This is a genomic window from Sphaerotilus hippei (assembly GCF_003201595.1).
In the GTDB taxonomy this organism is placed as follows: domain Bacteria; phylum Pseudomonadota; class Gammaproteobacteria; order Burkholderiales; family Burkholderiaceae_C; genus Sphaerotilus; species Sphaerotilus hippei.
Map to the genome: position 1 here is coordinate 92,806 of NZ_QJJS01000007.1, position 20,144 is coordinate 112,949.

A 20,144-nucleotide genomic window follows, 5' to 3' on the forward strand; every position below is an offset into this window, starting at 1 on the left:
AGCCGGGCCGGAAGAATCCCCCCAGACCCTTCCGGAATCCCGATCATGGCCGACAGCGCCCAGGACAAGCAGCTTGACCCGACCGAACACCGCCTGCGCAAGGCGCGTGAAGAGGGCCAGGTCGCGCGCTCGCGGGACCTGAGCCACTTCGGCGTCGTGGCCGCCGGGCTGGCGGCGCTGGCCACCGCGGCGGCGCCGGTCGCCGCCTGGCTGACCCAGCTGATGGCCGACGGCCTGCGTTTCGACGCCAGCACCGTCGCCACGCCCCGCCTGATGCTGGAGCGCCTGGTCACGCTGATGCTGCCGGCCATCGGCTTCGGCCTGGTGATCTGCCTGATCACCGGAGTGACCGCCGTGGCCTCCGGCGTGCTGTCGGGCGGCTGGATCTTCACGATGAAGGCGGTGATGCCGAACTTCGGCAAGCTCAACCCGCTGGCCGGGCTGGGCCGCATCGTCTCCAAGCAGCAGCTCGGCGACACGCTCAAGGCCTGTGCGCTGGCGCTGATCCTGGGCATCGTCGGGGCCAGCTACCTGTGGGCCCACGTCGAGGACTTCGTGCTGGCCCAGTCGATGGCGTTGCCGCTGGCCATCGAGACCACGGTCGCCCGCATGGCCTCCGGGCTGTGGCTGCTGGTGCTGGTGCTGGCCGCGGCCGCGCTGATCGACGTGCCGCTGCAGCGGTTCATGCACCGCTCGCGCCTGAAGATGAGCCATCAGGAAGTCAAGGAAGAATTCAAGCAGCTCGAGGGCAACCAGGAGGTCAAGGGCCGCATGAAGGCCAAGATGCGCGAGGCCTCGCGCCGGCGCATGCTGGCCGCGGTGCCGACGGCCGACCTGGTGGTCATGAACCCGACCCACTATGCCGTCGCGCTGCGCTACGACGAGGCCTCGATGGGGGCGCCGCGGGTGGTCGCCAAGGGCGCCGACCTGCTGGCGATGAAGATCCGCGACATCGCCAAGGAATCCAAGGTGCCCGTGCTGCAGGCGCCGCCGCTGGCCCGGGCGCTCTACGCCCATGGCGAGCTGGACCGCGAGATCCCGTTCGCGCTGTTCAGCGCGGTGGCGCAGGTGCTGGCCTACGTGTTCCAGCTGCGCCATGCGCTGGCCGGCCGCAGCCCCTGGCCGGCCGATCTGGTGCCGCTGGACATCCCGCCCGAGCTCGATCCCCATCACCCCAGCGCTGTGCCGCCCACGACTGAACCCGCATGAACGCGCTGACCACTCTGCAAGGCCTGCTGGGCCGCCATGCCGCCGCGATGAAGGCGGTGGCCGCCCCGGTCTTCATCATCATGATCCTGGCCATGATGGTGCTGCCACTGCCGGGCTTCGCCCTGGACGTGTTCTTCACCATCAACATCGCGCTGGCGCTGATGGTGATGCTGGTGGCCGCCTACATGGTCCGCCCGCTCGACTTCGCCGCCTTCCCGACGGTGCTGCTGCTGACCACGCTGCTGCGCCTGTCGCTGAACGTCGCCTCCAGCCGCGTGGTGCTGATGGAGGGCCACACCGGCCCGGGCGCCGCGGGTGCGGTGATCGAGTCCTTCGGCCACTTCCTGATCGGGGGCAACTTCGCGGTCGGCCTGATCGTCTTCGGCATCCTGGTGGTCATCAACTTCGTCGTCATCACCAAGGGCGCGGAGCGCATCGCCGAGGTGGGCGCCCGCTTCACGCTGGACGCGATGCCCGGCAAGCAGATGGCGATCGACGCCGACCTGAACGCCGGCCTGATCGACGAGGCGTCCGCCAAGCGCCGCCGCGCCGAGGTGCAGGACGAGGCGGAGTTCTTCGGCTCGATGGACGGTGCGTCGAAGTTCGTGCGTGGCGACGCGATCGCCGGGCTGCTGATCCTGTTCATCAACATCGTCGGCGGTTTCATCATCGGCGTGGTCCAGCACGGCCTGGGTGCCGGCGAGGCGGCCAGCACCTACGTGCTGCTGGCCGTCGGTGACGCGCTGGTCGCGCAGATCCCGGGCCTGCTGATCTCGGTGGCCGCGGCCATGGTGGTCTCGCGCGTGGGCAAGGAAGAGGACGTCGGCACCCAGATCATGGGCCAGATGTTCAAGTCCTCGCAGTCGGTGGGCATCGCCGCGGGGGTCATCGGCCTGCTGGGCGTCATCCCCGGCATGCCCAACCTGGTGTTCCTGCTGGTGGGCGGGGGCATGGCCGCGCTGGCGCGCTGGATGTACGTGCGCGATCACCGCCCGGCCGCGGTGGCCCCGCCGCCGCCCGATCCGCAGCAGGCCGCCGCGGCCAACGCCGAGGCCAGCTGGGACGACCTGCAGCCGGTCGACACGCTGGGCATGGAGGTGGGTTACCGCCTGATCGCGCTGGTCGACAAGGAGCGGGGTGGCGACCTGCTCAACCGCATCAAGGGCGTGCGCAAGAAGTTCGCCCAGGACGTCGGCTTCCTGCCGCCGGCCGTGCACATCCGCGACAACCTCGAACTGCGCCCGAGCATGTACCGCATCACGCTGCGTGGCGCGGTGGTGGGCGAGGGCGAGTCCTTCCCCGGCATGCACCTGGCGATCAACCCCGGCCACGTCACCGCCCAGCTGCCGGGACAGGCCACCACCGATCCGGCCTTCGGCCTGCCGGCGGTCTGGATCGACGACCGGCAGAAAGAAAGCGCCCAAATGGCCGGGTACACCGTCGTTGATTCCTCGACCGTCGTGGCCACCCATCTTTCACACTTGATGCAACTGCACGCGGCCAGGTTGCTGGGGCGAGTCGAAACCCAGGCCCTGGTGGAACACGTGACGAAGCTGGCTCCCAAACTCATAGAAGACGTGGTTCCCAAGATGATCGGCATCGCCCCCTTGCAGAAGGTCCTGCAGCTGCTGCTGGAAGAAGGCGTGCACATCCGCGACATGCGCTCGATCATCGAAGCCCTGGCCGAACATGCCGGTGGCGGCCTGTCCGATCCGATGGAGCTGGCCCGGCGCCTGCGCATCGCCCTGGCCCCGGCCATCGTGCAGCAGATCTACGGCGCGCAGCGCGAACTCGACGTCATCGCCATCGAACCCGAACTCGAGCGCCTGCTGACCCAGGCGCTGAGCGCCCAGCATGGCGCCGCGCTCGACCCGGGCGTGGCCGATCACCTGGCGCGTGGCGCCAACGATGCCGCCCGCCGCCAGGAAGACCTCGGTCATCCCGCGTGCCTGCTGGTGCCCGATCCGATCCGTGCCCCGGTGGCCCGCCTGCTGCGCCGCGCCGCGCCCCGCCTGCGGGTGCTCGGCCACAGCGAGATTCCTGATACCCATTCGATCCGCATCGGTTCGATCATCGGAGCCAGCACATGAACGTCAAACGTTTCATCGGCCGCAACTCGCGTGAGGCCATGCAGAAAGTGCGCCTGGCCTTCGGTGACAACGCCGTGGTGCTGTCGACCAAGCCGTGCAGCGAAGGCATCGAGATCGTTGCGATGCCGCCCGAGAGCATCGATGCGATCGAGCGTTTCGGCGACGACAGCCGGGCGATGGCCTCGCCGGCCCCGGCCGCCGCAGCCCCCCAGCCGCAGCGTCCCGCCCCGGCCCCGGCGCCCGAGCACTGGCGGGCCGCCCAGGAGCCGTCGGCTCCGGTGGCCGCACCCGCGGCCAGCCGCGGTGGCCTGCTGGCCCGCCTGCGTGCGGCCGTGCCGAGCGTCGGCCCGGCCGCGACCCCGCCGGCCGCGCCGCTGTCGCGCTTTCCCGACCCGGTCGACGGCCAGGTGCAGGACGACGTCGGCACGCTGGCGATGAGCACGCTGTCCTTCCAGGACTACGTGCGCGAGCGCATGCTCAAGAAGCGCGAGACCGAGCTGCGCGAGCAGGCGGCCCGTCCGGTGCCGGTGTCGCCGGCGGCCATCGAGCAGCGCCTGTCGCAGCGCGAGGCGGCCGAGGCCCGTGAGGCCCACGACGCCGACGACCTGCCGACCTATCCGAAGATGATGGCCACCGGCGCGGCGCTGCAGGCCCAGCGTGAGGCGGCGGCCCAGGCCGCGGCACCACGCGCCAGCCGCCGCGAGCGTCCGGTCGAGCCCGAGCTGAACCTGGGCGATGCGCCCGACAGCCTGATGGATGCCTTCGCCGAGGCGCCGGTGCGCGCGGCGGCTCCGGCCCCCCGGGCGGCCCGTGCTCCGCGCGAGCCGGCGGTCGCTGCGGCACCGTCCGACGAGCAGCACGCGATGATGAACGAGATCCGTGCCATGAAGGGCATGATCGAGGAGCGCTTCGGCACCCTGGCGTTCATGGAGAAGCTGCAGAAGAGCCCGCGCCAGGCCCAGCTGATCACCCGCCTGCTCGACTGCGGCTTTTCGCCCGCGCTGATCCGCAAGCTGGCCGACGGCCTGCCCGAGGACACCGCCGACGAGCTGGCCTGGTCGGCCTCGGTGCTGCAGCGCAACCTGCTGACCGGCGAGGACGATCCGGCCCTCGAGGACCAGGGCGGCGTGTTCGCGCTGGTCGGCTCGACCGGCGTGGGCAAGACCACGTCGACCGCCAAGCTGGCGGCGGCCTTCGCCACCCGCCACGGCGCGGGCAACCTCGGCCTGATCACGCTGGACGCCTACCGGCTCGGCGCCCACGAGCAGCTGCGCGCCTACGGCCGCATCCTGGGCGTGCCGGTGCACACCGCGCACGACCGCGTGGCGCTCGAGGACCTGCTCGACCTGCTGTCGGCCAAGAAGATGGTGCTGATCGACACCGCCGGCCTGGCCCAGCGTGACACCCGCACCCGCGAGCTGCTGGAGATGCTGCAGCACCGCGCGATCAAGCGCCTGCTGGTGGTCAACGCCGCGCAGCAGGGCGAGACCATCGAGGACGTGCTGTCGGCCTACAAGGCCACGCAGGCCAAGGGCATCGTGCTGTCGAAGATGGACGAGGCGGTCAAGCTCGGCCCGGCGCTCGACGCGCTGATCCGCCACCGCGTCAAGGTGGTCGCGGTCGCCAACGGCCAGCGTGTGCCCGAGGACTGGCACCGGCTGACGGCCCAGGCGCTGATCCAGCGCGCGATGCGCACCACCGGCTCGCAGGCCTGGCGCATGGACGTCAACGACGTGAACCTGCTGTTCGCCGCTCCGCAGGCCGCCCCGGCAGCCCCGCGCGGTCGCTCGACACGCAACACCGACGTCTGATCGATGCAGGGAGCTTTCGCGATGACCATGCCCTCCGCGCCGCCACCACCGCCCTTCCGCCGCACCGCCCCGGCCGACCAGGCCGACGGCCTGCGCCGCCTGTTCTCCTCGCGTTCCATGCGCTTCGTGCCCGTGGTGTCCAACCCCTTCATCGCGCATGGCGGGGTGCTGATCGAACGCCTGTGCACCGTGCTCGACGAGATGGAGCTCGACACCCTGCTGGTCGACGCGTCCGAACGTGGGGCCGCGCCCAAGGAGCTGGCCAACTTCGACCTGGCCGAAGGCATCGAGGTGCTGTCCGAGCGGGTGGCCTACCTCGGCGCGCGTGGCCTGCCGGCCCGCTGGGTCGACAGCCAGGGCTCGACCCGCGGCTTCCTGGACGCGATCGCCGAGGCGCTGCCCAGCACCCAGGTGGTGCTGGTGCATGCCAGCGCGCTGGAGCTGGCCCGGCTGTTCGGCCGCGGCGACGAGGGGGTCAGCCGCCCCCGCCCGCTGGTGCTGTGCGATGACCGACCCGAATCGATGACCCACGCCTATGCGGCCCTGAAGATCTTTGCGCAGCGTGCCGACTGGCGCATCCATGACCTGCTCATGTGCGCCCCCCGCCAATCCACCCACGCCCGGCTGGTCGCGGAGCGCCTGGCGCACTGCTCGGACCTGTTCCTCGGTGGCGTGCAGCGTGACTGGGTGCAGGTCGATCCGGCCGAACCGCCGACGGCCACGCCGTCCGCGGCGCTGGTCGGCCTGGTGGAGCAGCTGCTGTCCTCGGCCGCGGTGCTCAACCCCGGCGAAAGCGAACGTGCCGGCTTGCGGGTGGCTCTGCCCTCGCACCGCCAGCCGTCGATGACCTGAATGTGATGGAGCCGACGAATGTATACCGCCAAAGGTCGCCTCGACGTCAACACGATGCTCAAGCAGTACAGCCCGCTGGTGCGCCGCCTGGCCCACCAGATGATCGCCAAGCTGCCGGCCAACGTCGAGATCGATGACCTGATCCAGGTCGGCATGATCGGCCTGACCGATGCGCTGAGCCGCTTCGACGTGGGACAGGGGGTGCAGTTCGAGACCTTCGCCACGCAGCGCATCCGCGGCGCGATGCTCGACGAGCTGCGGGGCTCGGACTGGATGAGCCGGGGCAACCGCAAGCACCAGCGTGACATCGAGACCGCCGTGCACCGCCTCGAGCAGCGCCTGGGCCGAGCGCCCTCCGAGAGCGAGATCGCCAAGGAGATGGAGATCTCGCTGGCCGACTACCAGGACCTGCTCAACCGCGTCCGTGGCACGCAGCTGATCTACCTCGAGGACATGGGCGGCGACGACGGTGACAACGACTACCTCGACCGCCACGTGGCCGACGAGGGCAGCGACCCGCTGACCCAGCTCAACGACTACCGCATGCGCTCGGCGCTGGTCGACGCGATCAAGAACCTGCCCGAGCGTGAGCAGTACGTGATGAGCATGTACTACGAGCAGGACATGAACCTGAAGGAGATCGCGGCCGTGCTGGGCGTGACCGAGTCCCGCGTCTGCCAGCTGCACAGCCAGTCCATCGCCCGCCTGCGCGTCAAGCTGCGCACCTGGTGAGGGGGTCGATCAGGCCGCGTTGGGCCACGACAGCACGCGGTAGGACGGCGCGCGCTGCTGGATCGGCGCCAGGTGGTCGGGCCAGGGCTGGGGCTGCTCCTCCAGCGGCGGCTCCAGGTTGAAGTGCTGCCGGAAGGCCGACACCAGCGAGCGGGCCGCCGAGGTCCAGCGGAAGCGGGCCGCCTGCTCGACGCCGCGCCGGCCGAGGTCGGCCGACATCCACGGATCGAGCATCAGCCGCGCCATCGCCAGCGAGATCGTCTGCGCGTCTTCCGGATCCACCAGCAGCGCCGCATCACCGGCCACCTCGGGCAGTGCGGTGGTGTTGGAGGTGATCACCGGCACGCTGCAGGCCATCGCCTCGAGCACCGGCATGCCGAAGCCTTCGGCCAGGCTGAGGTAGGTGAACACGCGTGCATGGCGGATCAGCGCCGGCAGCTCCTCGTCGGTGACGGTCTCCAGGAACACGACCTGGGTCTCGATGCCCAGGCGCCGCACCTCGTCGAAGACCGCCTGATCGCCGAAGTCGCGCTGCCCGATCACCACCAGCGGTGGCAGGGCCATGCCGTGCTGGGCCAGCGCCGGGCCGTGCTGCTCCACCAGCAGCGCATAGGCCTGCAGGATCTTCAGGTGGTTCTTGCGTGGCTCGATCCGACCCACCGTGCAGAGGTAGCGCCCCGGCGTCAGGCCGCGCCGGCGCACCAGGTCCATGCCCTGCCGCCCCGGCAGGAAGCGGCTGCTGTCCACGGCGTTGCAGGTGACGTGGATGCGCTCCTGCGCCAGGCCGTAGAGCCGCATCATCTCCGAGCGTGAATAGTCGCTGACCGTGAACAGCAGCCGGGCGTGCCGGGCCGCCCAGCGGCCGGTCCAGCGGGCCATGCGGGCGAAGCCGGCGCTGAAGTATTGCGGATGGGTCTCGAACAGCACGTCGTGCACCGTCACCGCGCAGGGCCCCAGCGGCAGCAGCGGCAGGCGGTACTGCACATGCAGCAGGTCGATGCGGTGACGCAGCTGCGCCCAGGCCAGCTGCCAGCCCAGGCGGGCGAAGGCGCTGCGGTGTTTCATCCTCACCAGCGTGACGTTGGGCAGGCTGAAGGCCGGATCCTCGCGCCGCAGCCGCTCCGGGTCGCCGACGAAGAAGACGAAGTCGATGTCCAGCGCCGTGCGTACCGCCTCGCGGTAGACGCCCAGCAGGTGGCTGCGGCTGCCCTGGAAGATGCCGTCGAAGGTGTGGAAGTCCACGCCGATGCGCGGACGCCGGGCGGTGGAGGCGGTGGGCTGCGAGCGTGCCATGGTGGTCATGTCAGGTCGGAGAGGGGGCGGTGGAGGGAGGCCGGCCGGTGCGTAGCCGGCAGCCAGCACTCCAGCAGGCTGACGCTGGCGGGGGGCAGGGTCAGGTCGAGGGTCAGGGTGTCGTCGGTGATCTGCACGGCGTCGGCCGGCGGGGTCGTGCGCTGGCGCACGAACAGGTCGGTGGCGTCGTCGGCCCGCATCACCGATGGCGCCGACAGGCTGTGCAGCCGCAGGCGGTGGCGGCCCGGCTGGTGCAGGCCGGTCAGGCGCAGCGTGCCGCTGGCGGCCTGGGTCGGGTGCTTGTGCAGCAGCAGCAGGCGGATGCAGTCCTGCTCGGTGCCAGGCTCGAGCGTGGCCAGGGTCTCGACCAGCGGCAGCGCCGCCACGGCCGCGACCAGCCCGGCCGCCGGCGTGGCCGCGGTGGTGGCGCTGCCGCGGGCGGGCAGCCGCTCGCCGTTGAAGAGCGGGCGCATCAGCGCCAGCACCTCGCCGACCGGCCGCAGCCAGCCCTGGCCGTGGATGGCGCCGAAGCGCCAGTTGCCCGACAGCGACCAGAGGTTGGCCCAGCGCACGTCGTCACGCCGCGCCAGCATCATCAGCAGGTCGGTGACGTAGAGCGCGGCGGCCGGACTGCCGGTCCATTCGTCGCTGGCGCCGCGTCCGAGGCTGAAGATGGCGTGGTATTCGGTCAGCGCCACCGGCAGCACCAGGCCGGGACGGGCCTCGGCGATCAGTCGGTGCAGCGCGTCGAGGTCGGCCATCACCGTGCGGCTGCCGCCCATCGTGGCCCAGTACAGCGCCTGCGGATCGTCGAGCCGGTCGTAGCCGAAGGGCAGATAGGCGTTGTGCACGCAGGCGATGTCCACCCGTTCGGTCAGCGTGGCCAGCACCCGCCGGGCGTAGTTCGTGAAGTGCACCACCGGCACGCCGTTGCGCCGGTCGTTGGACAGCGGCAGGCCGATCAGCAGCGAGGGGTCGACGGCCCGCATCGCCCGGATGATGCGGTCGGCCTGGCGGGCGAAGGCCTCGGGCTCCATCGCCAGCTCCGGGCGGGCCTCGTCCTTCAGGTAGGGCTCGTTGCCGATCTCCCAGCGCTGCACCTGACGCAGGCGCCGGCCGGTCTGCGGCGAGCGCAGGCCGTCGACGTTGACCGCCCGCACCCAGGCGGCGGCCTCCTCGGGCGTGCCGCTGGGCACGTTGACCGTGATCACCGGCTGGGCGCCGGTGCGCTCGCACAGGTCGAGGAATTCGGCCGTGCCCAGGATGCTGGGCTGCTGCTGGCGGTTGTGGAAGTGCTCGTTGCTGCGCCGCTGCGCCAGTGGGCCGACGCCCCGTTGCCAGTGGTAGACGTCGGACTGCGCCCCCCCCGGGAAACGCAGCACCGTCGGCGCCAGCTGGGCGAGCCGGGCCAGCATCGCCGGCTCGGGCCGGCCGTCGGGGCGCAGCAGGTCGTCGCCCCGGTCGACCCACTGCACGTTGTGGCCCAGCAGTTCGGCGTTGAGCGGCGCGCCCGGGTCGTCGACGTCGATGTGCACGTCGAAGCGCGAGAGGTGGTCGGGCGGCGTGGCCAGCGCGCCGTCGCTGCAGCCGGGCACGGTCAGCGTGGCCCAGGCGCCGGTGCCGCCCAGCAGCGCCAGCCCGCTGCCCAGCAGCAGGTGGCGGCGGTCCTGGCGCGGTTCGTGGCCGCCGGCCGGCATCGACCGGTGCCGGCCCTGGCGGGATCCCGGGGGGCTCATGGCGCGGTCCTCATGCCGACCGGACACGCCAGGCGCGGCGCATCAGGTCCTCGCTGGAGCGGGCCTTGGCCTCGAGCACGGCCTGCTGCGGCGTGGCCCGGCGCAGCAGCGCGCCCAGCCGGTACAGGGCGCCGCGCAGGCCGAAGCCGGCGACGGTGACCAGGTCATAGAGCCACAGGCCGCGCCCGCCGCGCATCTGGCGGTAGAACTGGCGCGGCCCCTTCAGCGCCGACAGCAGCACGTCGCCCTGCTGCTGCTTCATGCTTTCACCCTGGTAGTGCACGATGGACACGCGTGGCGTGTAGAGCACGGTGCCCCCGGCCTGCTTCAGGCGGTGGCACAGCTCCATGTCCTCGCCGTACATGAAGTAGTCCGGGTTGAACAGCTGGCCGCCGAGGTCGGCGGTGCGCATGACCATGCAGGCGCCGCAGAGCCAGTCGACCTCGATGTCCTGGCTCACGTCGTGATCCAGGTAGAGCGGCATCGGCCGCAGGGCGCGGGGCAGCAGCCGGTCGAGGAAGAAGTAGTGGTTGAGCAGATTGGCCAGGCGCGGGTAGGCGCCGGCGGTCCAGCGCTGCAGCGTGCCGTCGCCGTTGAGCAGACGGCAGCCCAGCACGGTCACCGCTGGCTCCGCGTCCATCATCTCGACCATGCGGCCGATCGCGCCGTCGAGCACCCGGGTGTCGGGGTTCAGCAGCACGACGTGGCGGCCGCGGCACATCGGCAGCGCCTGGTTGTTGGCCCGGCCGAAGCCGACGTTGTCGCCGTTGGCGACCAGCTCGACCTGCGGGAACTGCTCGCGCACCATGGCCACGCTGCCGTCGCGCGAGTCGTTGTCCACGACGATGACCTGCAGCCGACCGGCCGCCACGCCTCCGTCGTCGTGCAGCGACTGCAGGCACACCCGCAGCAGCTCGCGCACGTTCCAGTTGACGATGATGACGCTGGCGTCGATGGGATTCTTCTGGCTCATGGCTGTTCCTGGTTCGAGGCCGGGTGGTCCGCTGCCGCCGCGGTGGACAGGGTGCGTGGCGGGGCGCTGGCCACGACGGCGCGGGCGGCGACGTCGCGGGTCACCGTGCAGCTCGGGCCGATCCGGGCCCCGTCGCCGATGCGGACCGGTCCGAGCACCATCGCGCGGATGGCCATCAGCACGTCGTCGCCGACCACCGGCAGGCCGCTGCCCCCGCCGATGTCGCGCGACTCCATGCCCCCGCCCAGGCCGCCGTAGCCGTAGAGCGTGAAACGCCTGCCGATGCGCCCGCACAGCACCACCGGTGCGTGGCCGAGGAAACAGCCCGCGCCGATCGAGGTGGTCGGCGCGATCTCGATGCGCGTCAGGTAGGTGTTGACCAGGAAGATGACCCAGGCGGTGTTGCGCCAGCCGCGCAGGAAGAGGTGGCGGCTGATGCGGTGCCAGAACAGCGCCTGGCTGGTCGGCAGCAGGCGCCAGAACAGGCGCTTCAGCGCGCTGCCCTCGTTGCCCATCGACTCGACGGTGCGCTGGAAGTCCGAGCGCATCAGCGCGCGGGTCTCGGCCCAGCTCAGCGGCGGTTCGTCGTTCGGCGAGATCAGCGCTTCAGCCACGGGCACCTCCATGGGCCTGGGCCCCGCCGGCGATCACGCGGGCGCGCGGCCACATCACCAGCGCGCCTTCCGCCACGTCCTCGGTCACCAGCGCGCCCGGGCCCACGTGCACGCCGCTGCCGATGCGCACCGGCCCGAGCACCCGCGCACCGAAGGCGATCACCACGTCGTCGCCTGCCACTGGGTAGCCCGGGCCGCCGCCGATGTCCTCGGTGCCGAAGCCGCCGCCAAGACCGCCGTCGCCGCGGATCGTCAGGCGGGCGCCGACGCGGCCGAACACGTAGACGCCGGTGGCGTGGGCGATCAGCGCCGACGGGCCGATCGAGCTGGTCGGGGGCAGTTCGGCGCGCGTCAGGTAGATGGCCATCAGCGACAGCAGCCGGGCGCTGCCGCGCCAGCCGCGCAGCAGCAGGTGGCGCGACAGCCGGTGCCACAGCAGGGCCTGGAAACCGGGCAGGCAGGCGTAGTAGAGCCGGTGGGCCAGGCCGTCGGCGCCACCGAGGTGTTCGCTCAGGCGCTGGAAGTCCGAGCCGATCAGCGCACGGGTCTCGCGCCAGGTCGGGGGGGCGTCGGCCCTTTCGGTCCGGCTCGGGCAGGGGGCGGCTCGGGCCGCGGCAGGCAGGGTGTCGTTCATCGGGGGCGGTCCGTGTCGGGGGCGTGCGGCGGCTGGGCCGCGCGGCGGATCAGGTCCAGCCAGCCGGGCAGGCTGGCTTCGACATAGGCTTCGGCCTGGCCCGCTCCGGTGTCGGGCAGCAGCATCGAGCGGTAGGTGTTCAGGCCGGCGATGGCGCGGCGGTAGTCGACGTCGCGCAGCTGGCTGGCGTAGATCGACAGCAGCGCCTGCTTGCGCTCGGCCAGCGGGTCGTCGAGCTCGACGACCCGGTTGGCGGGCAGCGGCGCCCAGACCTCGTAGCAGCGCAGCACCAGCGAACGCTGCCAGGCGCCGCAGCGCGCCAGGGCCGCGGCCAGCAGGCGGCTGGTCTGCCAGTGGTCCTCGAGCAGGTCGGTCACGAAGGGCAGGTAGATCAGCCGTGGCTGCAGCTCGTCCAGCCACAGCGCCAGACGCCGCACCTGCGGCTCGTGCGGGCCGATGCCGCCGTCGGGCGCCTCGAGAAAACGCACCTGCGTGACCCCGGCCGCGCGGCCCCAGGCCAGCGCTTCCTGGCGCCGGGTGTCGCGCAGCCGGCGCTGCAGCGCCTCGCGCCCGGGGGCGTCGAGGGCCGGGTCGTGCAGGCGCCGGTCGCCCAGCGCGCCGTCGCTGAGCTGCACCACATGCACCGCCGCACCCTGTGCGACGTGCTGCAGCACCGCCCCGGCGCAGCCGATCGCCTCGTCGTCCGGATGCGGGCTGAGCACCAGCACCCGGGCCTCCTGCCACTGGTCGACCCGGCGCGGCCAGCGGTCGTGGCCGGCCAGCAGCAGCGCCACGGCCAGCGAGTTGCGGGCGTCCGGGCGGACCCAGCGGCGCAGCAGCCGGCGCAGGCCTTCAACGACCGGCATGGACGCTCCCGGTCGTGCGGCGGCGCTGCATCACCTGGCGGTCATGGGCCTCGAGGTAGAAACGTTCCTGCGCGGCGGCGGCCTCGTCCCAGCAGTAGCGCCGGGCGAAGGCGCGCGAGCCCAGGCCGCGCGCCAGCAGCTCGTCGTCGCCCATGGCCAGCACCTCGCGCAGCGCCTGCGTGTAGGCCGCGACCTCGAAGGCCGGCGCCCGCAGGCTCTGCGGCGAGGCCACCTCGTTCATCGGCTCGCGATCCCACAGCACGGCGATGCGGGCGGCGGCGTTGGCCTCGCTCAGCGTCATGCCGAAGGTCTCCTGGCGCGAGGGCATGACCAGCGCACGGCAGTCCTGCAGCAGGCGCAGGCGCCGTGCTGCATCGAACGCTCCGGTCACCCGGACCCAGCGGCCCAGGCCGAAACGCTCGATCAGCGCCTGCAGCGCCTGCGGCTCCTGGATCGTGCCGGCCAGCGTCAGCGGCTCACGTTCGTGTTCGGCCAGCCCGGCGTAGGCCTGCAGCAGCAGGTCGATGCCCTTGGCGTGCAGCTCCAGCCGGCCGAGGAAGAGCAGGCCGCGGCCGGGACCGGGGGGTGTCTCGAACAGGGCGTCGTCGACCCCGTTGCCGATCACCTCGCAGTGCACGCCCGGGTGGCGGCTCCTCAGGTAGCGGCGCATCGACTCGGTCAGCGCGACCAGCGCCGGATAGAGCCGCACGCCATGGGTCTCGCCCCAGTGGAAAGGCAGCTTGAGCTGGCGGGTGTAGCTGCGTGCAGAGAACCACTGCACCGAGCCGACCAGCGCCGCGCTGCGGCGCCGGAACAGCGGCGTCCAGGTGGCCGAGGCCGGGGGCATGAAGTCCTCGACCAGCAGGTCGTAGTCGTGCTGGCGCACCGCGCGCGGCAGGCTGGCCAGGAAGGTCAGGTGGTGCGACGAGCCGTGCTCGCCCACCTTGCGGCCCAGGCGCAGGTAATGGATGCCGTCGCGCTCCTTGCTTGGCGTCGAGCCGGGGAAGGTCGGCGTCAGCACGGTGATCTCGTGGCGGCGCGCCAGGCGGCGGCAGATCTCGTAGGTGCGCACGGGACCCCCACCGGCCAGCGGGTTGTCCATGTCGTCGGGGTCGAGGTGCAGGATGCGCATGGGGATTCAGCGGGAGGTCGAGGGGCGCGCCGGGCGGCGCCAGGCCACGAGGCGGGCGAGATGGCGGCCCCGCACGACCCCCGAGCCCAGCAGCGCGAGGGCGTAGGTGGCGAGGGCGGCGGCCAGCGTCAGCGCCGGGTGGTGCGGCAGCGTCAGCACCAGCGCGCCGGTCGCGAGCGCGCCGGCCAGCAGCGTGCGCAGCAGCCGGGGCAGCAGCTCCGGGCAGGGGTGGTGGCGCAGCAGCCAGCGCAGCCGCCAGGCGACCCGCACGGCCAGCGCCAGCGGCACCGAGATCGCCGCGCCGAGCGGGCCGAGCGCGGGCACCAGCAGCAGCAGGCCGGCGGTCAGCGCCAGCAGCGCGAGGCCCATGGTGCGCAGGTCCTCGCGCTGGGCCTCGGCGGCGACCATGGTCGACGACAGCGTCTGGTCCAGCGTCATCAGCACGGCCGCGAAGATCAGCCAGCGCAGCGGGCCGGCGGCCGCCTGCAGTCCGGGGGCGTAGAGCAGGTCGATCAGCGGCCCGGCCAGCGCGGCCACCCCCAGCGCGACCACGAGGCCGCCGGCCAGCGCGATCTGCAGGCTGCGCGCGAGCACCTGGATGAATTCGCCGCGGTCCTGCCGGTACAGGCGCGACAGCGTGGGCAGCATGACCATCGCCGCGATCGTGGGCAGCATCAGCGCGGCTTCGTAGAGCCGGGCCGAGGCGGCGTAGATGCCGGCCTCGGCCAGCCCGCCCAGCCGCGACAGCAGCACCAGGTCGAGGCGCCCGGCCACCCCGGCCAGCACCGCGATGCCCAGGAAGACCGGCACCTCACGCCGGAAGCGCCGCGCGATGGCCGCGTCGAGCGCCTGCCAGCGCGGGCGCGGCAGGGCGGGCTGGCGCAGGTAGACCAGCGCGGTCAGGCAGCGCCCGACCAGGAAGACGAGGAAGAGCGCGTCCAGTCCGCCGCCGGAGTGCACCACCAGCGCCGAGCCGAGCGTGCGGCCCAGCGCTTCGGCGCACTGCACCCGGGCGATCAGGCTCATGCGCTCCAGCCCGATCAGGCCGACTTCGGCCACCAGCGTCCAGGCGCTGGGCAGCAGGCTGGCGGCCAGCAGCCAGAACGGCCCGTGCAGCGCCGGCGGGTAGGCCAGCCGGCCCGTCAGCCCCAGCGCCAGCGCGATCAGCGCGGCCACCGGCAGCGCCAGCGCCAGCGCGGTGCTCAGCTCGCCGGCCAGCGGCGTGCGCGCGGTGGCGACGTGGCGGGTCAGCGGCGTGGACAGCCCCAGCAGCGGCAGCATCTGCAGCATGAAGAACAGGTTCATCAGCAGCGAATAGCCGCCCAGCTCGCTGGCGCCGAGCCGGTGCGACAGCAGCCAGAACAGGCCGTAGTTCAGCGCGGCCATCAGCAGCCGGGCACCGAAGGACGAGCTCAGGGCGTGCAGCAGCTTCATCGCGTGATCCTCGCGGCGCCCTGCGCCTGCAGCCGCAGGGCCTGCAGCACCCCGGCCGCCAGCCAGAGCAGGAAGATGCGGATGTCGACGTAGTAGTTGTCCGAGGCGAGGTAGAGCAGGTGGGCGGCCAGCGCCCCGGCCAGCCCGGCGGCCAGCGCGAAGGTGCCCGGCTGCCGCCACTGCGCCAGCGGCCAGGCCTGGCGCAGCATGGCCAGCAGCAGCAGCGCCCAGGCGAGCGCACCGGGCAGGCCGAGCTCGGCGGCGGTCAGCAGGTAGCTGTTGTGCACCACCAGGTGCGACAGCGCGCGCTGGTAGTCGGGCGAGATGTCGGCCCAGGACGCGGGGATGTGGGCCTGCGCCGCCTCGTTGTAGCCGCCCAGCCCCACGCCCAGCCACGGGTGGTGGGCGATGATCATGAAGGCCTGGTCGTTGAGCAGCAGGCGCGACTCGGTCGAGCGGCCGTCCGGTTCGGTCAGGCGCAGGAAGACCTCCGGGTAGACCACGGCGACGGTGCCTGCGGCGGCGATCAGCAGCAGCAGCGCGGCGATCGCATGGCGGCGGCCCAGCAGACCGCGGCGGGCCATCATCGTCGCCGCCACGACCGCGCCCAGCACCGCCGCGGCCCAGCCGCCGCGCGACAGCGAGGCCAGCAGCATGGCCGCGGCGGCCAGCGCGACGGCCAGCGCGCCCTGGCGCACGGCGGGTCGCAGCCGGCCCGCGCCGAGCAGCCACACGGCGGCGGCGGGCAGCAGCAGCCACAGCACGTAGTCGGCCATCACGTTGGGGTGGTTGAACAGGCCGAAGGGCCGGAAGGCCGATCCGCCGCCCAGGCCCACGGTCATCGCCGACAGGTCGGAGACCTTGATGCCCGGGATCTCGATCGGACCCCGCTTGACCATCTGCGCGGCGGTGACCGCGGCCTGCAGCACGAAGCCGGTCAGCACCGCCTGCACCGCCAGGCGCACGTCGGCCGCGCTGCGCAGTGCATGCGAGACGACGTAGAACGCCAGCACCGCCAGGCTGTAGGCCACGGCGCTGGCCAGCGCCAGCAGCCCGGCGGGGGCCCGCAGGGCGGCCCACCAGATCAGCAGCAGGAAGCCCAGCGCGGCCCGGTCCAGCCCGGTCAGCGGCAGGGCCTCGCGCCGCCGCGCCCGCTCGCCGATGCCCCAGACCAGCGCCCAGGCCAGCAGCAGCAGGTGGGCGGGCGTCAGGTAGAGGCCGGGCGAGTAGAAACGGTCCAGCGGCGGCACGATCGCCTTGCTGATGTCGAAGGCCGCGCTCAGGAAGAACAGCCCGATCAGCAGGCGGCGCCCCGAGCCCAGCCCGACCCGCAGCAGCGGCAGCGCCAGGGCGCCCAGGGCCGCTGCGATCAGCAGCGGCGACTCCCAGGCGCCCTGCAGCAGCAGCCCGGCCAGCAGCAGGCCGGCGCAGCCGCTCAGCAGCGGCAGCAGCCAGCGCAGGGGACGGGAAGGGCGTGACACCAGCGGCGCTCCGGGCCTCAGAGCCAGTGCCGGTAGGCCCAGGCAGGCACGTACTGCGGCCGGCGGTTCAGCACCGCGCCCAGCAGCCGCCCGGCGGGCAGGCGGGCCGTGTCCAGCGCGCCGCGCACGACCTCGCGGCGGGTGCTGTCGGCGTCGACCACCAGCAGCACGCCGTCGGCCTGGGCCCCCAGGCAGCCGATCTGCGCCAGCGTGCCGGCGTCGACCACGGTCCAGCGGTAACGCTCGCGCAGCTTGCCGAACAGCTCGTGCACGGCGGCCTCGTGGAACAGCAGGCTGCCCGCGACCCCCTGGCCGGCCGGCAGCAGGTGCAGCCGGTCGTCGCTGCGGCTGGCGATGGCCGCCGCGCGCGTGCCGGCATGGCGCAGCAGGTCGAAGAAGCCGGGCTTGCCCGCGCCCCGGCTGCCGGCGTGGCCGGCGGGCGCCTCGGCGCTGCCGTCGATCAGCAGCACCCGGCCGCCCTGCTGCTGCATCAGGCGCTTGGCCAGCGAGCGGGCGATCACGCTCTTGCCCTCGCCCGGCCGCGCGCTGGCCACCACCAGGATGCGGCCATGGCCGCTGCGGGGCAGGGCTTCACGCACCCGCAGCGCCAGGCGGTGCATCAGCAGGCCGCGGTCGCTGGCGTGCTGCACCGGGCGCGGCTGGCGGGCGACGTCGGCCAGCACGTCGCGGCCGGCAGGCGAGCGGCTGTCGGGGGCATCGGGTGACAGCGTGCCGCCGGCCACGAGGCTGTGCGGCTCGCGCGCCTGGCGGTGCAGGTCCTCGGTGTCGGGCAGCAGGCTCACCCCTTCGGCCAGCACGCGGGCGCGGGCCTCCTCCTGCTCGACCAGCGCGCGTGGATCGAGCGTGCGGGGCGAGTCCCGACCGTCGGCGCGGTCGAGCTGGTGCGCGACCGGCCGGTCCGGCGACAGCACCGGCACGGCGGCCAGCGTGTTCAGGCCCAGCCAGCGGGCGAGCTCCTCGGGGGTCTCGATGCGGCGGTCGCCCATCTGGCGCAGCGCGGCCAGGGCCAGGCCCAGCAGCAGGCCCGCCAGCGGTCCCAGCACCAGCGCGAGCTGGCGCTGCTTGCCGTCGGGCAGGGTCGGGCGCTCCGGACGCTGGGTGACGACCCGGCTCTCGGCCTCGCTCGGGTTGACCTGCAGGTAGATGTCGATCTGGTCGAGGCGCTTGCGCAGCTCGACGAAACGCTCCTGCGCCAGGCTGCGGCGGCGTTCCAGCCGCGCCAGCTCGGCATCGGCCTCGGCGTTGGCCCGCACCTCGCGGCGCAGGCGTTCCTGCAGCGTCGAGATGGAGCGGTCCAGCGCCTTCACGTTCTGCGCCTCTTCGGTGTAGATCTGGCGCAGGTCGTCCAGGCGCTGCTTCAGGTCGCTGTTCTGCGACTGCATCGACGCGACCACCTGCGAGCCCGGCGTGCCCCCGCCCCCGGCGCGCGAGACGCGGTCGCCCTGGGCGGCGAGGAAGCCGACCATCGCGCGCTCCGACTCGGCGAGGTCGCGGCGGGCCTCCTCGGCACGTGCTTCCAGCAGCTCGAAGGTGGCCTGGCCGAGCTGGCGGTTGTGGGACGAGGCCTGCTCGATGTAGTGCTGCAGCAGGCTGTTGACGGCGGCCGGCACCAGGTCCGCATCGGTGGCGCTGAAGCGGATCTCCAGCACGTTGGAGGTCGTGTCCGCGCCCTTGGAGCGCAGCGGCTCGATGCGGAAGCTCTTGATGAAGCTGTCGATCAGCGCCTGCTGCTGGCTGCTCTCGTCGTGCGCCGGCGTGCGCCCGGCCAGCGGCAGCGGCAGCGCCGGCAGCTGGTCGCCGATCACCTGCAGCGGCGAGCGCACCAGCTGGTTCGGCCGGATCTTCAGCTGGCGGATCACCTGCTCGGCGTTGTCGCGCGACAGCAGCAGCTCCATCTCGGTCTCGATCTTGCGGTTGACCGGATCGGGCGCGACGCTGTCGCGGTAGGCGGCGATGCCGGTCAGGAAGGCCGGGATGGCCTGCTGCTCGGTCTTGATCCACAGCTTGGCCGTGCCCACGTAGGGCCGCGGCTGCATGGCCGCGCCGGTCCAGACCAGGGCGGTCACCAGGGCCGTGCAGCCGGCGATCAGCCGGCCGTGCTTGAACAGCAGGTGCAGGCCGTCGCGCAGCGTGAAGGCGGGCTGCACCGGGGCCGGCACCGCGCCGGACACGAACAGGTCCCGGGCGTCAGTCACGTTGGCCACGCAGGTCATAGGCAAATCCGAAGGAGCTGTTGCGCAGCGGCGGCAGCAGGTTGAAGACGTACTGGTCCAGCGTGCGGGCCAGCGTGGTGACACCCAGCGCGGGCAGCACGACCACATCGGTCGGGGCCAGCGCGATGTCCTGGCTGCCGGTGCCGTCGAGGTCGGCGCGCAGGTCCAGCCGCAGCACCTCGGGCGACTGCCCGTCGCGGCGGCGCAGCACCAGCACGCCGGTCAGGCGCGCCGACGGCAGCTGGCCGCCGACCTCCATCAGCGCCTGCATCACGGTCAGGCCCGGACGCCAGGCGAGCACGCCGGGGCGCAGCACCTCGCCGCCGACGAAGACCTGCGTCGGTCCGCTCTGGCGCAGCGCCAGCACCGGGCGCAGGTCCTCCGCGCCGGCGCGGGTCTCGCGGCGGCGGCCGTCCTGCACCACCGTCAGCGCCTGGCTGGTGAAGCTGCGCATGATCACGACCAGTTCCGGCTGGCGCAGCACCCGGCGATAACGCTGCGCCAGCGCGGCCTGCAGCGCCTCGGGGCTCAGCCCCTGGGCCATCACCGTGCCGGCCAGCTGCACCGTGATGCGGCCGTCGGGACGCACCTTGACCACCTCGTTGAACTGCGGCAGGTAGGCGAACTTGACCTCCAGCTCGTCGCCGGGGCGGATCAGGTACTGGCGCTCGTCGGCCTGCGGGGCCAGCGCCTGGTAACGCGCCAGCAGCTCGGCCTGCAGCGCCTCGGGCGTGCGGCCCAGCGCGTTCAGCGAGCCCACCAGCGGCGCGGTCACCAGGCCGTCGGGCTGCACCTTCAGGCTGCGGTCGAGCTGCGGGTGGTCCGCGAACCGCAGGTCGAGCTCGTCACCGGGCTGCAGCGTGTAGGCGGGGGCGGGGATCCGGGGCGTGAGCGCTGCGTCGGCGTTCGGGCCGGACCCGGCGGGCATGGCGATGCCGCCGGTCGACGGGCGGGCCGGCGGCGGGCTCTGGCAGCCCGCGAGCAGGCCGGCCAGCACGCTGCCGAGCAGCAGGGCGCGGGCAGCGTGCCGCGGCCGGGGAGACGGGTTCATGG

At 72.8% G+C, this 20,144-nt stretch carries 16 protein-coding genes; 5 read left to right on the top strand and 11 right to left on the bottom strand.

Annotated features, from left to right (window positions below; all coding sequences use genetic code 11):
• The first annotated feature begins 45 nt into the window (after window positions 1–45).
• The 5 genes from flhB to C7444_RS09470 are packed head-to-tail and all read left to right on the top strand — an operon-like array spanning window position 46 to window position 6,694.
• Window positions 46–1,209, top strand: a complete 1,164-nt coding sequence (gene flhB, locus C7444_RS09450; protein WP_110400606.1) for a flagellar biosynthesis protein FlhB — start codon at window positions 46–48, stop codon at window positions 1,207–1,209.
• Entirely contained in the window at window positions 1,206–3,299 is a 2,094-nt protein-coding gene (gene flhA, locus C7444_RS09455) for a flagellar biosynthesis protein FlhA (RefSeq protein WP_110400607.1), read from the top strand. The genes flhB and flhA overlap by 4 nt, the downstream gene beginning before the upstream one ends.
• Window positions 3,296–5,110 (top strand): flagellar biosynthesis GTPase FlhF, encoded by a 1,815-nt coding sequence (flhF, locus tag C7444_RS09460; protein ID WP_110400608.1) that lies wholly within the window; start codon window positions 3,296–3,298, stop codon window positions 5,108–5,110. The genes flhA and flhF overlap by 4 nt, the downstream gene beginning before the upstream one ends.
• Window positions 5,111–5,131: 21 nt before the next feature.
• Complete coding sequence (locus C7444_RS09465; RefSeq protein WP_245909487.1) at window positions 5,132–5,962, top strand: flagellar biosynthesis protein; 831 nt, start codon at window positions 5,132–5,134, stop codon at window positions 5,960–5,962.
• An 18-nt stretch (window positions 5,963–5,980) separates the two neighbouring features.
• Window positions 5,981–6,694 (top strand): RNA polymerase sigma factor FliA, encoded by a 714-nt coding sequence (locus C7444_RS09470; protein ID WP_110400609.1) that lies wholly within the window; start codon window positions 5,981–5,983, stop codon window positions 6,692–6,694.
• 9 nt (window positions 6,695–6,703) lie between these two features.
• Here C7444_RS09470 and C7444_RS09475 read toward each other — a convergent pair whose 3' ends face one another.
• Genes C7444_RS09475 through C7444_RS09525 form a run of 11 tightly spaced genes read right to left on the bottom strand, consistent with a single transcriptional unit; the run spans window position 6,704 to window position 20,142 of the window.
• Entirely contained in the window at window positions 6,704–7,996 is a 1,293-nt protein-coding gene (locus tag C7444_RS09475) for a glycosyltransferase family 4 protein (RefSeq protein WP_110400610.1), read from the bottom strand.
• Window positions 7,993–9,723, bottom strand: coding sequence for a hypothetical protein (locus C7444_RS09480; RefSeq protein ID WP_146219369.1), 1,731 nt, complete (start codon window positions 9,721–9,723; stop codon window positions 7,993–7,995). Before C7444_RS09480 ends, C7444_RS09475 begins: the two co-directional genes overlap by 4 nt.
• A gap of 10 nt (window positions 9,724–9,733) precedes the next feature.
• Window positions 9,734–10,696, bottom strand: a complete 963-nt coding sequence (locus C7444_RS09485) for a glycosyltransferase family 2 protein (protein WP_110400612.1) — start codon at window positions 10,694–10,696, stop codon at window positions 9,734–9,736.
• Window positions 10,693–11,310, bottom strand: a complete 618-nt coding sequence (locus C7444_RS09490) for a hypothetical protein (RefSeq protein WP_170130693.1) — start codon at window positions 11,308–11,310, stop codon at window positions 10,693–10,695. The genes C7444_RS09485 and C7444_RS09490 overlap by 4 nt, the downstream gene beginning before the upstream one ends.
• Window positions 11,303–11,944, bottom strand: a complete 642-nt coding sequence (locus C7444_RS09495) for a serine O-acetyltransferase (RefSeq protein ID WP_110400614.1) — start codon at window positions 11,942–11,944, stop codon at window positions 11,303–11,305. Before C7444_RS09495 ends, C7444_RS09490 begins: the two co-directional genes overlap by 8 nt.
• Complete coding sequence (locus C7444_RS09500; RefSeq protein WP_110400615.1) at window positions 11,941–12,810, bottom strand: PIG-L deacetylase family protein; 870 nt, start codon at window positions 12,808–12,810, stop codon at window positions 11,941–11,943. The genes C7444_RS09495 and C7444_RS09500 overlap by 4 nt, the downstream gene beginning before the upstream one ends.
• On the bottom strand, window positions 12,797–13,942 hold the full coding sequence (locus tag C7444_RS09505; protein ID WP_110400616.1) for a glycosyltransferase family 4 protein: 1,146 nt from the start codon (window positions 13,940–13,942) through the stop codon (window positions 12,797–12,799). The genes C7444_RS09500 and C7444_RS09505 overlap by 14 nt, the downstream gene beginning before the upstream one ends.
• Before the next feature lie 6 nt (window positions 13,943–13,948).
• Complete coding sequence (locus tag C7444_RS09510) at window positions 13,949–15,376, bottom strand: lipopolysaccharide biosynthesis protein (protein ID WP_110400617.1); 1,428 nt, start codon at window positions 15,374–15,376, stop codon at window positions 13,949–13,951.
• Window positions 15,373–16,857 (bottom strand): O-antigen ligase family protein, encoded by a 1,485-nt coding sequence (locus C7444_RS09515; protein WP_110400618.1) that lies wholly within the window; start codon window positions 16,855–16,857, stop codon window positions 15,373–15,375. The genes C7444_RS09510 and C7444_RS09515 overlap by 4 nt, the downstream gene beginning before the upstream one ends.
• 17 nt (window positions 16,858–16,874) lie before the next feature.
• Window positions 16,875–19,082: a hypothetical protein gene (locus tag C7444_RS09520; protein ID WP_170130694.1), complete on the bottom strand. Its 2,208-nt coding sequence runs from the start codon at window positions 19,080–19,082 to the stop codon at window positions 16,875–16,877.
• The gene (locus tag C7444_RS09525) at window positions 19,066–20,142 is read right to left on the bottom strand and encodes a polysaccharide biosynthesis/export family protein (protein WP_110400620.1); all 1,077 of its coding nucleotides are present in this window, start codon (window positions 20,140–20,142) and stop codon (window positions 19,066–19,068) included. Before C7444_RS09525 ends, C7444_RS09520 begins: the two co-directional genes overlap by 17 nt.
• Between the last annotated feature and the right edge of the window lie 2 nt (window positions 20,143–20,144).

Coding starts and splice junctions, on each gene's coding strand:
- flhB (WP_110400606.1), top strand. CDS start 46: ATGGCCGACAGCGCCCAGGACAAGCAGCTTGACCCGACCGAACACCGC.
- flhA (WP_110400607.1), top strand. CDS start 1,206: ATGAACGCGCTGACCACTCTGCAAGGCCTGCTGGGCCGCCATGCCGCC.
- flhF (WP_110400608.1), top strand. CDS start 3,296: ATGAACGTCAAACGTTTCATCGGCCGCAACTCGCGTGAGGCCATGCAG.
- C7444_RS09465 (WP_245909487.1), top strand. CDS start 5,132: ATGACCATGCCCTCCGCGCCGCCACCACCGCCCTTCCGCCGCACCGCC.
- C7444_RS09470 (WP_110400609.1), top strand. CDS start 5,981: ATGTATACCGCCAAAGGTCGCCTCGACGTCAACACGATGCTCAAGCAG.
- C7444_RS09475 (WP_110400610.1), bottom strand. CDS start 7,996: ATGACCACCATGGCACGCTCGCAGCCCACCGCCTCCACCGCCCGGCGT.
- C7444_RS09480 (WP_146219369.1), bottom strand. CDS start 9,723: ATGAGCCCCCCGGGATCCCGCCAGGGCCGGCACCGGTCGATGCCGGCC.
- C7444_RS09485 (WP_110400612.1), bottom strand. CDS start 10,696: ATGAGCCAGAAGAATCCCATCGACGCCAGCGTCATCATCGTCAACTGG.
- C7444_RS09495 (WP_110400614.1), bottom strand. CDS start 11,944: ATGAACGACACCCTGCCTGCCGCGGCCCGAGCCGCCCCCTGCCCGAGC.
- C7444_RS09500 (WP_110400615.1), bottom strand. CDS start 12,810: ATGCCGGTCGTTGAAGGCCTGCGCCGGCTGCTGCGCCGCTGGGTCCGC.
- C7444_RS09505 (WP_110400616.1), bottom strand. CDS start 13,942: ATGCGCATCCTGCACCTCGACCCCGACGACATGGACAACCCGCTGGCC.
- C7444_RS09510 (WP_110400617.1), bottom strand. CDS start 15,376: ATGAAGCTGCTGCACGCCCTGAGCTCGTCCTTCGGTGCCCGGCTGCTG.
- C7444_RS09525 (WP_110400620.1), bottom strand. CDS start 20,142: ATGAACCCGTCTCCCCGGCCGCGGCACGCTGCCCGCGCCCTGCTGCTC.